Annotated in this window: 12 protein-coding genes; 5 read left to right on the top strand and 7 right to left on the bottom strand. The window is 75.3% G+C overall.

Features of this window, described 5'->3' with window-relative positions; all coding sequences use genetic code 11:
- Positions 1–36: 36 nt before the first annotated feature.
- Genes B0I33_RS29065 through B0I33_RS29080 form a run of 4 tightly spaced genes read right to left on the bottom strand, consistent with a single transcriptional unit; the run spans position 37 to position 4,906 of the window.
- Complete coding sequence (locus tag B0I33_RS29065; RefSeq protein ID WP_245901178.1) at positions 37–687, bottom strand: ABC transporter ATP-binding protein; 651 nt, start codon at positions 685–687, stop codon at positions 37–39.
- 3 nt (positions 688–690) lie between these two features.
- The gene (locus tag B0I33_RS29070; RefSeq protein WP_106182459.1) at positions 691–1,377 is read right to left on the bottom strand and encodes an ABC transporter ATP-binding protein; all 687 of its coding nucleotides are present in this window, start codon (positions 1,375–1,377) and stop codon (positions 691–693) included.
- On the bottom strand, positions 1,364–4,033 hold the full coding sequence (locus tag B0I33_RS29075) for an ABC transporter permease (protein ID WP_106182461.1): 2,670 nt from the start codon (positions 4,031–4,033) through the stop codon (positions 1,364–1,366). Before B0I33_RS29075 ends, B0I33_RS29070 begins: the two co-directional genes overlap by 14 nt.
- A gap of 48 nt (positions 4,034–4,081) precedes the next feature.
- Positions 4,082–4,906 carry an oxygenase MpaB family protein gene (locus B0I33_RS29080; RefSeq protein WP_245901179.1) on the bottom strand — a complete coding sequence of 275 codons (825 nt, stop codon included), beginning with the start codon at positions 4,904–4,906 and terminating at the stop codon, positions 4,082–4,084.
- Between the two features lie 87 nt (positions 4,907–4,993).
- On the opposite strand from B0I33_RS29080, the gene B0I33_RS29085 reads away from it, so the two are divergent.
- Positions 4,994–5,623 carry a TetR/AcrR family transcriptional regulator gene (locus tag B0I33_RS29085; RefSeq protein WP_106182463.1) on the top strand — a complete coding sequence of 210 codons (630 nt, stop codon included), beginning with the start codon at positions 4,994–4,996 and terminating at the stop codon, positions 5,621–5,623.
- A gap of 51 nt (positions 5,624–5,674) precedes the next feature.
- Here B0I33_RS29085 and B0I33_RS29090 read toward each other — a convergent pair whose 3' ends face one another.
- Together B0I33_RS29090 and B0I33_RS29095 are read right to left on the bottom strand one after the other, a co-directional pair.
- Complete coding sequence (locus B0I33_RS29090; protein ID WP_106182464.1) at positions 5,675–6,055, bottom strand: hypothetical protein; 381 nt, start codon at positions 6,053–6,055, stop codon at positions 5,675–5,677.
- Position 6,056: 1 nt separating this feature from the next.
- On the bottom strand, positions 6,057–6,668 hold the full coding sequence (locus B0I33_RS29095) for a hypothetical protein (RefSeq protein WP_106182466.1): 612 nt from the start codon (positions 6,666–6,668) through the stop codon (positions 6,057–6,059).
- 156 nt (positions 6,669–6,824) lie between these two features.
- Between B0I33_RS29095 and B0I33_RS29100 the strand changes: the two genes are divergently transcribed.
- Positions 6,825–7,202, top strand: a complete 378-nt coding sequence (locus tag B0I33_RS29100; RefSeq protein ID WP_106182468.1) for a VOC family protein — start codon at positions 6,825–6,827, stop codon at positions 7,200–7,202.
- The gene (locus tag B0I33_RS29105; RefSeq protein WP_106182469.1) at positions 7,199–7,657 is read left to right on the top strand and encodes a cupin domain-containing protein; all 459 of its coding nucleotides are present in this window, start codon (positions 7,199–7,201) and stop codon (positions 7,655–7,657) included. The genes B0I33_RS29100 and B0I33_RS29105 overlap by 4 nt, the downstream gene beginning before the upstream one ends.
- Before the next feature lie 171 nt (positions 7,658–7,828).
- Here the strand turns inward: B0I33_RS29105 and B0I33_RS29110 are convergent, their stop codons facing one another.
- Positions 7,829–9,019, bottom strand: a complete 1,191-nt coding sequence (locus B0I33_RS29110; protein ID WP_106182471.1) for an RtcB family protein — start codon at positions 9,017–9,019, stop codon at positions 7,829–7,831.
- 148 nt (positions 9,020–9,167) lie between these two features.
- Between B0I33_RS29110 and B0I33_RS29115 the strand changes: the two genes are divergently transcribed.
- Positions 9,168–10,127, top strand: a complete 960-nt coding sequence (locus B0I33_RS29115) for a LysR family transcriptional regulator (RefSeq protein ID WP_106182472.1) — start codon at positions 9,168–9,170, stop codon at positions 10,125–10,127.
- 189 nt (positions 10,128–10,316) lie between these two features.
- Complete coding sequence (locus B0I33_RS29120) at positions 10,317–11,822, top strand: S1 family peptidase (RefSeq protein WP_106182474.1); 1,506 nt, start codon at positions 10,317–10,319, stop codon at positions 11,820–11,822.
- Positions 11,823–11,860: the final 38 nt, after the last annotated feature.

Below are 11,860 nucleotides of genomic sequence, written 5' to 3' on the forward strand. Positions count from 1 at the left end.
CGGGGTGAGCCGGGCCACCGTGCGGCCCGCGCGGGCTCACCCCGCGTCGTGGACCGGATGCGCGGAGTCCAGCGTGACGGTGCGGTCGGCGTGCCGGGCGACGGCGGGGTCGTGGCTGGCGACCAGCACGGCCGCGCCCCGGTCGGCGGCCGCCCGCAGCGCGTCCAGGACGAGCCCGGTCCGCGCGCTGTCCTGATGCGACGTCGGCTCGTCGGCGAGCACGAGCGACGGGCCCGCGGCGAGCGCGCGGCCGACCGCCGCGCGCTGGCGCTCCCCTCCGGACACCTCCGCAGGCAGCCGGTCCGCGAGGTCCCCGAGATCGAGCGCGCCGAGCAGGCCGGTGACGCGGCGCCGGCCGTCCGGTCCGCCGAGCCGCGCGGCGAACGCCAGGTTCTCGGCGATAGTGAGCTCGTCGAGCAGCCCGACCGACTGCGGCACGAAGCCCGCGTGCCGCCAGGAGATCGCGCCGAGCGGCCCGCCCGGCAGCGGCGGGTGGGCGGTGACCTCGCCGCCGTCCGGGGCCTCCCATCCGCCGGCGATCATGAGCAGCGTGCTCTTGCCCGAGCCGGACGGTCCGGTGAGGACGGTCACCGCACCGGGGGTGAGGACGAAGCTCACCGGGCGCAACACCGGCGAACCGGCGTAGGACTTGTGCACGCCGGACACCGTCAGCAGGGGTTCGGGCACGTCTCACACCTCCGTCCGGCTGCCGTCACGAAGCTCGATGACCTGGTCCGCGACGCCGCGCACCTGCGGGTCGTGGGTGGCGACGACCACGGCGTGTCCCCGGCCCGCGAGATGCCGCAGCGCGTCGAGCACGAGCCCGGTCGCGGAGCGGTCCAGCTGGGCGGTGGGCTCGTCGGCCACCAGCAGCGCCGAGTCGCCTGCCGCGGCGAAGGCGAGCGCGAGCCGCTGCTGCTCTCCCCCGGACAGCTGGCGGGGCCGGTGCGCGGCGCGGTGCCCGAGCCCGAGGGCGTCCAGCACCGCCCTGGCCCCGGCCGCGTCCGTGCCGGCTCCGCGCAGCCGGGCACCCAGCGCCAGGTGCTCGGCCGCGGTCAGGTAGTCGAGGAGGTTGTCCGCCGGATCCTGGAAGACGTAGCCGACGTGGGCGCGGCGCAGCGCGCGGCGGCGCCGGGCGGGCAGGCGTGCCGCCTCAGTGCCGGCCACCTCCACGGTGCCCTCGTCCGGGCGCTCCAGGCACGCCAGGATCCGCAGCAGGGTCGACTTCCCCGATCCCGACGGCCCGGTGAGCGCGGTCACCGCTGCGCGCTCCGCGGTGAGCCCGACACCGGAGAGCACCCGCACGACGCGGCCGTCGACGGGGTAGCCGTGCCCGACGCCCGCGCAGCGCAGGGCGGGCGCGTCAGTGCGGGTCACGCAGCACCTCCGAGGGCCGGGCGCGGGAGGCCGCGCGCTGGGCGGTGCCGGCGGCGACGGCCCCGGTGGCGAGCGCGGCACCCAGCAGCGCCGCGAGCACCACCCAGGGCACGTCCACCACCGTGCCGGGCGCAGTGGCCGCGTCGACGTCGTAGTCCGGCCGCGTCAGCAGCACCACCACGGAGGCGATCGCGGCGCCCGCGGCGAACCCGGCGAGCAGCAGGCCGCCGACCTCCAGCACCAGCGCACGCCAGTGGGCCAAGGCGGTCACCGCCATCCGCCGCAGCATCACGTACGCGGAGCGGCGGGCCCGCGCGCGGGCGTCGAGGTGCAGCAGCAGCCCGACCACGATGATCACCCCGGACAGCAGCGAGACCGCGGCCAGGAACGCGAACGTGTAGGTGATCCCGGTGTACACGCCGACCTGGTGCACCTGGTCGGCCCGGCTCACGGTGGACACCCCGAGCCCGGCCGCGGCGACGGCGGCCACGCTGCGGTCGGGATCACCCCGCACCCAGAGGTAGGGCCGGGCCGCGCCGGTCAGGCCGTCGAGCACCTCCCGGTGCACGAGCAGCATCGGATAGCCCGGTCCCTTGCCCGGCAGCTGGGGCGCCTCCGTGAGGTCGAGCGCCCGCCGCTGCCCGCGGACCTCGAGCACCGGGTCCGCGGGCACGGGCATCCCGGCGAGCACCGCACCGGGGCTCGGCGCGTCCGGATCACCGATCCGCGACAGCAGCTCGGCCAGGTCCGGCCCCGGCAGCGCGGGGTCCCAGAACGCCGCCCTGCCGAAGGTGGCGGGGTCCACCCCGAGCACGTGCACGGTGGTGCCGCCGAGATCGCCGTCGGTCCACAGTTTCGTGACGGTCGCGCGGTCGCCGAGCGCGGGCGGCACCGCCGTGGACCCGGTGAGCCCGAACACGGCGTCGGTGCCGACGATCAGCTGTCCCTCGGCGTGCAGGGTGCGCTCCACCGAGCCGATCACTGTGGCGCCGAAGGCCGACAGCGCCACGGGCACGGAGGTCGCGGCGACCAGGATCGCCGCGACGGCGGGCGTGGCCCGGACCCGCCGCCAGGCGAGGAACCTCGCGACGTGCCGGGGGAACGCGCCTGCCGGGTCTCCGGCGGCGCGCCGCCGCGCCAGTGCCAGTGCCCACCGGGTGAGCCGCGCGGTCAGCAGCGCGAGCCCGGCGGTGAGCAGCACCGGAGCCACGATGAGACGGGGCGGCAGATGCGCCACCATCCCGGCGGTGCCCACGGAGCTCGTCGTGGTCTCGCCGTCGAGCAGCGACCACGCCAGTCCGGCGCCGGCCAGGGGCAGCAGCTCCCACGGCAGCCGCCGCAGCACGCGGTGCCGGTGCGCGGGCGGGGCGTCGAACACGCGCGCGGCGCGGACACCGGCGGTGACCGCCAGCGCGGCGAGAGCGGTGAGCGTGGCCGCGGCCGCGGCGAGCACGGAGTCCCCCACCGCGGCGGGCGTGACGAGCGGGCTCGGGCCGGACCCGGCCACGAGCGTGCGGGCGGCGACCCAGCCGAGCGCCCCGCCGAGCACGACGGGGACGGCGGTCTCCAGCATCGCCTTCCCGGCGACGGCGACCGGGCCGACGCCCCGCGCGGACAGCACCGCCAGTTCCGTCCGCCGCCGGTCGGCCCAGAACGCACCGGCGGCACCGGCGATGACCAGGCCCGCGAGTGCGCCGGCGGCCGCCAGCGGCAGCACGGTGCCGGTGAGCGAGGCGACCACGAGCTCGGCGCGCGCCACGTCGCCGCCGAGCGTCGAGGTGATGTCGGGCCCGCCGGGGAACACCGCGGGCCCGGCCCGGCTGACCGCGTCCCGGAACGCGGTCAGCCCGTCGACGACCGGCCGGGCGCCGCTCGTGGTGAGCCCGGTGCTGTCGACGGCCATCTCCAGGCGCTGGCCCGCGTCGAACTCGCTGTCACCCGCGACCGTCAGCAGCGGCCCGGTGTCGACGAGCGCGACCGGGAACACCGGCTGGTTGGACAGCGGCTTGCCGCGGTAGAGCTCCTCCAGGCCGCACCAGTACGGCTGGTCCGGCAGCGACCGCAGGTCGCGGTAGACGGCGGCGACGCGCATCGGCACGGGCGCTCCCCCGGCCGTGCCGACCGCGACCCGGTCCCCTGGCTCCAGCCCCTGCAGCCGGGCGAACCCGTCGGGCAGCCAGATGCCGGGCCCTTCACCGCCGGCGAGCAGCCGCACGTGGCCGCGGAAGCCGTCGCGCGCCATCAGCACCACCGTGGTCCGGTCCGGCGCGACCGCGGGCCGCCGTGCCGGCACGACGTTCGCCGTGAGATGGGTGGTGACGACGGGCCGCGACAGCCGCGGCACGGTCGCGGCCGCCGCGCGGACCGCCTCGGCGCGCCGGTCCAGTGCCCGCTCCCCGGTGAGCCGGTCCCGGTCGAAGGGCGGGGCGGCGAAGGACAGCGGCGCCTCCACTCTGGCGCCGACCCGCCACTGGCACGAGCGGTCGATCTGGTTGTGCAGCGTGGCGTTGCCCGACGAGGACAGGAACAGCGGAGCGGCCGCGGCGGGGAGGGCGACCAGCAGACCGGCGACGACCGTCGCCAGCACCACGGCGGGCCTGCGCCACAGCGCCGCCGGTGCGCGCGACCACGGCGCGGGCAACCCCCAGTTGGCCATGCGAGCGAGTTTCACACACGGCCGCGGGGGTGGCCGGAACCGGGCGGTTCACACCAGCGGTCTGCCGGTCCGGAGCCGCCTGCGGAAATCCCAGAGGCAGGCGTTGTAGGGAAACTCGCGCACGATCCTCGGCGAGCGGCGGACAACGGCGCCCACCACGCGCAGGAGGGCGTCGAACCGGCGCTGGCTGCGCGCCGACCAGGGCAGGCGCATCTCTTCCCGGAACCGGGGCGGGAGGAACCCCGTCGTGACGAAGAGGTGGAACCGCGCGAACGGCTCCCGCACCACCCGGGGCAGGAACCGCAGACCGGCGATGTCGTGGAGGTACTCGCGCACCGTGTCGTCGATCGAGACCCGGTCGAGCATGGTCGTCCAGTACTTCTCGAACGCCGCGCGGTCGGCGGGCCAGTCGTCCGCACGCACCTGCAGCGTCGTGCCCAGCGGAGCCGCCGCACGGTACACCTCGTCGGCGGTGCCGGGGTCGAGCGGGCCGAGGAACGCCTGGTAGGTGTCCTCGAATCCGCGGTAGAGGCAGGCCGCGACCCACAGCTGCAGCTCCGGGTCGAGCGCGTTGTATTCGACCGGGCTGGACTCGGTGGAGCGGACGTGCGCGTGCACCGCGCTGACCGCGCGGCGGTAGGCCCCGCGTTCCTCCTCCGTGCCGTGCATGACGACGGCGAGGTAGGTGAGCGTGGTGCGCGTGCGCTTGATCGGGTGGTCGAACAGCCGCCCGCTCTCGACCGGGCTCTCGACCACGCCGTGCCCCACGGCGGGCAGCGCCAGCTGCATGATCACGTTCGCGGTCGCCGCCAGGAGACTCGCCCCGAGCAGGGCATCCTCGAACGGCTCCGCCACGGTTGCCTGGCCTGCCACAGCGGCCTCCTCCCGTCGGACCTGATCTGCACACAGGTGTTAGCAGATATGACACCGCGTCCGGCCGCGGGATGTCAAGATGGGCGCATGGAGCCGAGCACGCTGCGCACGTACGGCGGCATGTCCGGGGACGACCGGCGCGCGGAGCGCAGGACCGCCCTCATCGAAGCCGGGCTGGAGCTGCTCGGCGCGCGGGACGGGGAGCGTGCCCTCACCGTGCGCGGCGTGTGCCGCCAGGCGGGGCTGGCCGCCCGGTACTTCTACGAGAGCTTCGCCGACCGGGACGCGCTGGCCGTCGCCGTGCACGACCACGTCGTCGAGGGCATCGCCGCCGCGACGCTGGAGGCCGTCCAGGCCGCCCCGCCGGACGCCGAGGCCAAGACGCGCGCCGGGCTGGGCAGGCTGGTGCGTGCCGTCGCCGAGGACCCCCGGCGCGGCAGGCTGCTCTTCTCCCCCGCGCCCGGCGCCACCGTGCTCGCGCAGCGCCGCGTGGAGTCCACCCGGTGGTTCGTCGCGCTGCTCGGCCTGCAGGCGCGGGAGTTCTACGGGATGGGCGAGAGCACCCGCCTCGCCGTGGCGTCCGAGTTCCTGGTCGGCGGTTTCGCCCAGGCACTCACGTCCTGGCTCGACGGCACCCTGCGCGTCACCGAGGAGGAGCTCGTCGAGCACGGCTGCGCGCTGTTCCTGGCGGTGGCGCACCGCACCGTCGGCGGCTGAGCACACCGTCCGCCGCCCGGCCCGTGCTCGCCGAACCGGGCGGCTGAGCGGTCAGCGTTCCAGCAGCCGCTCGAAGAACGACCGGTACCGGCGCAGCACGAGCCGCAGCTCCTCGGTGGCCGCGTCGCCCTCGCTCCACTGGCGCTCCAGGTCCCGCCGGTGCCCGGCGAAGGTCGCCGCGAGCGACCGGATGGTGGTGGCGACCAGTTCGTCCGCCTCCCGCACCGCCTGTCGCGGATCGTCGACGAAACCCGTCTGGACCGACTGCCAGCGGTCCCGCAGCTCCGTGACCTCGCCGGGGGCGAGCAGCGGGTCCGGGCCGTTCTCCGCGCCGTCCCGGTGCCCGGCGCCGCCGGGCTCCCCCGCCGGAGCGGCCAGCAGATCCTCCGTGCCGAACCCCGGTCGCCGGGCGGCGTCGTCGGGCCCGGCCATCTCAGCGGCCCTCCCGCGCCGGGCCGCGGTCGCCGGTGTGCCTGCCGTCGCCGCCAGCACCGCCGGTGCCGCCGGTGCCAGCGCCGTCGGTGAGCAGGTCGTCGAACACGGTGCGGTAGCGCACCATCGCCTCCCGCAGGCGTTCGGTCGACGCCTCGGTGCGCTCGTGGGCGCTCAGGGTGCCGCGCGCGGCGCGGTAGTGCTCGATCGTCCGCGCGTGGCGCACCGAGAGGTCGGCCACCTGCTGGTCGTGGTCGCCGGTCGGGTAACCGCGCTCGGCCATCAGCTCGTCCAGCAACCGGTCCGCCTCGGCGACCGCCTGGGCGGGCCGGTCCACGAACCGTTCCTGCACCAGGTTCCACTCGTGCGTGAACCGCTCGCGCGCCGACGGCGACAGCGGGCGGATGTCCAATTCGGAATGCCGCCGTTCGCGTTCCTCGAGATCCTGCTCGGCGGCACGGGCGCTACCGTGCTCCTCGACCGCGCGGTCGTACTCCGCGCCGAACCGTTCCCGCAGCCTTCTGCGCCGCCGCTCACGGACCGCCAGCCAGGCGGCCAGCCCGGCGACGACGACAGCGGCGACGACGATCACGACGACCAGCCAGGTGGGCATCGCGCTCTCCTCCACAGACTCGAACGATCCCCCCGACCGTCGCGGGATGCCCAGGCCCGCCCACCCGGAAACGGCGGAACGCCGGAGCCCGCCCGCATTGCGCCGAACGCCGCCGCGCGTTACCCCGTTCGCCGGAGCCCGGCTACGGTGGTGGACATGCGCCGGATTGACTACGTGATCTGGTACGTCGAGTCGCTCGCGGCCTCGGTGCCGTTCTACCGCGACGTCCTCGGCCTCCAGGTCCGGATCGAGGGGGACGGCTACGTCGAGTTCGCGCTCGAGAACTCCAAGTTCGCGCTGTTCGAGCGGGCGAAGCTGCCGGAGCTGATCGGTGACCGGGCAGGCCGCGCACCGTGCGGCGAGATCGGTTTCCTCGTCGACGACGTCGACGCCGAGGCGGACCGGCTGCGGGCCGCGGGCGTGACCGTCCTGTCCGGACCGGTGGACCGTCCGTGGCGGGAGCGCACCCTGCACATCGCCGACCCGGACGGCAACGTCGTCGAGTTCGCCCAGAAGCTGCCGAGGACGTCGTGACCGCGGACCCCGCACCCAGGCCGCCGCTGGCCGAGGCGCTCGGCCTGGAACCGCATCCCGAGGGCGGCTGGTACCGGCGGACGTGGCAGACGGGCGTCCGGTTCCGGCCGGACGGCTACCCGGGGCAGCGCGACTCCGCGACCGGCATCCACTACCTCCTCGCGCCCGGTGAGGAGTCCCGGTGGCACCGCGTGCGCGGCGACGAGCTGTGGTTGTGGCACCGGGGCGGCCCGCTCACCCTCCTGCTCGGCGGCACCGGAGAGCGTCCCGCGGCCCAACCCGAGGCCGTGACCCTGGGCCCGGGTGTGGAGCACGGCGAGCGGCCGCAGGTGCTCGTGCCCGCGGGCACCTGGCAGGCCGCCCGCCCGGCGGGCGCCGGGGAGGTGCTCGTCTCCTGCGTGGTCTCCCCCGGCTTCGACTTCGCCGACTTCCAGCTCCACGACGACGACACGTGACGCCCCGACGCCCCCGACCTCCCCGACCTCCCCAATGTGGCATTCGGTGCGCTGGACGCACCGAATGCCACATTGGGGAAGCTCACCGCACCCGATGCCACATTGGGGGTACGCGGCGGGGCAGGTGGCACGCGGCGGGGCGGGTGGCGCGAGGCGCGCTCGTGCGGCGGCTCAACCCTTGACGCAGACCACCTGCTTGAGGTGGGCCACGACCTCCACCAGGTCGGTCTGCTCGGCGATGACCGACTCGATGTCCTTGTAGGCGCCGGGGATCTCGTCCACCACGCCGCCGTCCTTGCGGCACTCCACACCCGCGGTCTGCGCCGCGAGGTCGGCGGCCGTGAACGTCCTGCGCGCCTTCGTCCGCGACATCCGCCGCCCCGCCCCGTGCGCCGCGGAGCGGAACGACGCCTCGTTGCCGAGCCCCCGCACGAGGTAGGACCCGGTGCCCATGCTGCCCGGGATGATGCCGAGGTCCCCCGCGGCGGCGCGGATGGCGCCCTTGCGCGTCACCAGCAGCTCCACCCCGTCGTAGGTCTCCTCGGCGACGTAGTTGTGGTGACAGGAGATGGGCTCGTCGAACCGCACGCCGGGCACCGTGTCGGCGAGCGCGTCCTGCACCAGGGCGACCATCGTCGCGCGGTTGCGGGCGGCGTACTCCTGCGCCCAGAACAGGTCCCGCCGGTACGCCGCCATCTCGGGCGTCCCGGCGACGAACACCGCGAGGTCGCGATCCGGCAGGTCGGCGTTGTGCGGCAGCCGCGTGGCGATGTCGATGTGCCGCTTGGCGAGCTCGTTGCCGATGCCCCGCGACCCCGAGTGCAACATCAGCCACACCCGGCCGTCGTCGGCGCCACCCTGCTCCAGGCACACCTCGATGAAGTGGTTCCCGCCGCCGAGGCTGCCGAGCTGCCTGCGCGCCCGGTCGCGCAGGTGCCGCACACCCTCGTGCAGGTCGTCGAACGCCGACCAGAACGCGTCCCAGCCGACGGCACCCGGCACCCGGCGCGGGTCGACGGGCGTGCGGTGCAGGCCGAACCCGACCGGGACGGCGCGCTCGATCCGCCGCCGCAGCCGCCCCAGGTCGTCCGGCAGGTCCCCCGCGGTCAGAGAGGTGCGGACCGCAGACATCCCGCAGCCGATGTCCACCCCGACGGCCGCGGGTGACACCGCGTCCCGCATCGCGATGACGCTGCCGACGGTGGCGCCCTTGCCGAAATGCACGTCCGGCATGACCGCGAGCCCGTGCACCCACGGCAGGTTGGCGACGTTGTGCAGCTGCCGCATCGCCTGCTCCTCCACCGACCGCGGATCGGTCCACATCCGGATCGGCACCCGTGCGCCGTCGACCGCGGTGCGCATCGGCCCTCCCTCGTCACTCGCTCTACAGTGGACGAACGTCATTCTGCTGCCGGGGGAACCGGGCCGCGACCGGTTTATCCCGGCCCCTCCCGGCCCAGCGTACGTTCGGCTGTTCCCCTCCAGCATCGGCGAGCTCTACTGTCGGTACATGCAGCTGGAGCTCCGCCATCTGAAGGCCGTCTGCGCGATCGCGGAGGCGGGCAGTGTGTCGAAGGCCGCGTCGGTGCTGGGCCTGGCACAGCCCGCGCTCAGTGCACAGCTGACCCGGATCGAGTCCGCGCTCGGCGGCTGCCTGTTCGAGCGCGACCGGCGCGGGGCGCGCCCCACCGCGCTCGGCGAGCTGGTCCTGGCCAGGGCGCGGGTGCTGCTGCCGGTGATGTCGGAGCTGCAGCAGGAGGCCCGCCGGTTCGCCGGGGAGGCCGAGACCGTCGGCCGGTTCCGGATCGGGTCGACCGGCTGCCCGTTCCTCACCGGGTTCGTGCGCAGGCTGGAGGAGCGGTTCCCCACCGCGCTCGTCACCACGCACTCGTCGTGGTCCGCGGACGAGCTCGCCGGGCTGGTGGCGCAGGGCCGCGCGGACTTCGTGCTCGCGGGCGTCTGCGGCGATGCCGCCCCGCCCCGCGTCGAGGGACTGGTGTGGTGCACGGTGTCGGCGGACCCGGTGTTCGTCCTGCTGCCCGAGGATCATCCGTGCGCGCGGCTGGACGAGGTGGACCTGCGCGCGCTCGCCGACGTGAAGTGGGCCGTGACCCCGGGCGACGGGTGCTTCGAGACCTGCTTCGCCACGGCCTGCGCCCGCGCGGGGTTCACTCCGGCCGCCATCTACGAGGTCGACGCCGTCAGCTGCATCGAGCTCGCGCACAGCGGCTCCGCCGTCGCCCTGTGCCAGCCGATGTTCCGGCAGACCGCCGGACTGGTCGCCGCCCCCATCGCGGGCGCGCCGCTCATGTGGCGGCACGTCCTGGGCTGGCACGCGCGGTCGCCGGTGGCGGCGCTGGCCGATCGCGTCGTGCGGCACGCGAAGGCCGCCCACGCCGACGTGCTCGGCCGCAACCCACGGTACCCGGCCTGGCTCGCGCGGCACCCGAGGTTCGCTCCGGTCGCCTGACGCCGACCGCCCCGGCGGCGCCATCACCGGACGGTATGACCCAGTTGGTATTACCGCCGCGCCCTTCGCGGCCCTTACGTTGCGGTGGCCCCGCGGACACGCACCGTACCCGGCAGCGTCCGTGGGGTGCCGGCGGCGTCTCCCCCGCGCCTCCGGCAACCCTGCATCCCCACGAAGGAGACAACCCCCATGCCTCCAAGACCACTCCACGCAGTGCGCACGGCGGTGCTGGCCGCCGCGCTCGCCGTCGCGGGCACCCTTCCCGTGACGCTGGCGAACGCCAGCGCCGCCGACTCTCGGACCGAGGACGGCGGCGCCCCGGTCGACGTCTCCGCCGAGCTGCTCACCGCGCTCGACCGCGACCTCGGGCTCGACGCGCGCGAGGCGCGCGCCCACTTCGCCGCGCAGGACCGCGCGGGACGGACGGAGGAACTGCTGCGCGAGACACTCGGCTCCAGCTTCGCGGGCGGCTGGCTGCCCCGCGGCGGCCACAAGCTGGTCGTGGGGGTCACCGACCCCGCCGACGCGGCGCCGGTCCGCGCCGCGGGGGCCGAGCCGCGCGTGGTCGAGCACAGCGAGGCCGAACTGAGCCGGGCCGTGGCGACGCTCGACTCCCACCGGGCGAAGGCGCCGAGGGCCGTCGTCGGCTGGTACCACGACCTGCCCGCCAACGCGGTGGTGCTGCAGACCAAGCCGGGCGGCGAGGCGGCCGCCGAGCGGTTCCTCGCCGACGCCGGGGTGGACACCACGATGGTGCGCGTCCGCCGCACCCACGAGTCACCGCGGCCGCTGTACGACGTGCGCGGCGGCGACGCCTACTACATCGGCAGCGGCAGCCGCTGCTCGATCGGGTTCTCCGTCAACGGCGGGTTCGTCACCGCGGGGCACTGCGGCAACACCGGCCAGTCGACCTCGGGCCACAACCGGGTCGCGCAGGGCACCTTCCGCGGCTCGTCGTTCCCCGGCAACGACTACGCGTGGGTGGCGACCAACTCCAACTGGACGCCGCGGCCGGTCGTGAACAACTACGCGGGCGGCACCGTGACCGTGGCGGGCTCCCAGGAGGCACCGGTCGGGTCGGCGGTGTGCCGGTCCGGCTCCACCACGGGCTGGCACTGCGGCACCATTCAGGCCCGCAACGCCTCCGTGACCTACCCGCAGGGCACGGTCAGCGGCCTGATCCGGACCAGCGTGTGCGCCGAGCCGGGTGACTCCGGCGGCTCGCTGCTGGCCGGCAACCAGGCACAGGGCGTGACCTCCGGCGGCTCCGGCAACTGCCGGTCCGGTGGCACGACCTACTTCCAGCCGGTGAACGAGATCCTGCAGGCGTACGGGCTGTCGCTGCTGACCAGCGGCGGTGGCGGCGGCAACCCGCCCGGTGACGCGTGCGAGGGCGCGGAGTCGACCTACCGCGGCTCGCTGTCCTCGGGCAACGTGGCATACCAGCCGGACGGCAGCTACTACCAGGCGACCGCGTCCGGTACCCACAGCGGCTGCCTCGCCGGGCCCTCCGGTACGGACTTCGACCTGTACCTGCAGAAGTGGAACGGCTCGGCCTGGGCGACCGTCGCGTCCGGCACGACGCCTAGCAACAACGAGCAGGTGAGCTACTCGGGCACGGCCGGCTACTACCGGTTCGTGGTGCACGCCTACAGCGGCTCCGGCAGCTACACCCTCGGGGTCACCACCCCCTGACAGCCGCTCGTCCTCCCGGGTGGCGCGCCGTGGCCACC

Origin of the sequence: Prauserella shujinwangii, from assembly GCF_003001955.1 — a bacterium.
In the GTDB taxonomy this organism is placed as follows: Bacteria; Actinomycetota; Actinomycetes; order Mycobacteriales; family Pseudonocardiaceae; genus Qaidamihabitans; species Qaidamihabitans shujinwangii.

What these genes read in the sequence shown, in the direction of transcription:
- B0I33_RS29075 (WP_106182461.1), bottom strand. Translation starts at nt 4,033, where the DNA reads ATGGCCAACTGGGGGTTGCCCGCGCCGTGGTCGCGCGCACCGGCGGCG.
- B0I33_RS29085 (WP_106182463.1), top strand. Translation starts at nt 4,994, where the DNA reads ATGGAGCCGAGCACGCTGCGCACGTACGGCGGCATGTCCGGGGACGAC.
- B0I33_RS29090 (WP_106182464.1), bottom strand. Translation starts at nt 6,055, where the DNA reads ATGGCCGGGCCCGACGACGCCGCCCGGCGACCGGGGTTCGGCACGGAG.
- B0I33_RS29095 (WP_106182466.1), bottom strand. Translation starts at nt 6,668, where the DNA reads ATGCCCACCTGGCTGGTCGTCGTGATCGTCGTCGCCGCTGTCGTCGTC.
- B0I33_RS29100 (WP_106182468.1), top strand. Translation starts at nt 6,825, where the DNA reads ATGCGCCGGATTGACTACGTGATCTGGTACGTCGAGTCGCTCGCGGCC.
- B0I33_RS29110 (WP_106182471.1), bottom strand. Translation starts at nt 9,019, where the DNA reads ATGCGCACCGCGGTCGACGGCGCACGGGTGCCGATCCGGATGTGGACC.
- B0I33_RS29115 (WP_106182472.1), top strand. Translation starts at nt 9,168, where the DNA reads ATGCAGCTGGAGCTCCGCCATCTGAAGGCCGTCTGCGCGATCGCGGAG.
- B0I33_RS29120 (WP_106182474.1), top strand. Translation starts at nt 10,317, where the DNA reads ATGCCTCCAAGACCACTCCACGCAGTGCGCACGGCGGTGCTGGCCGCC.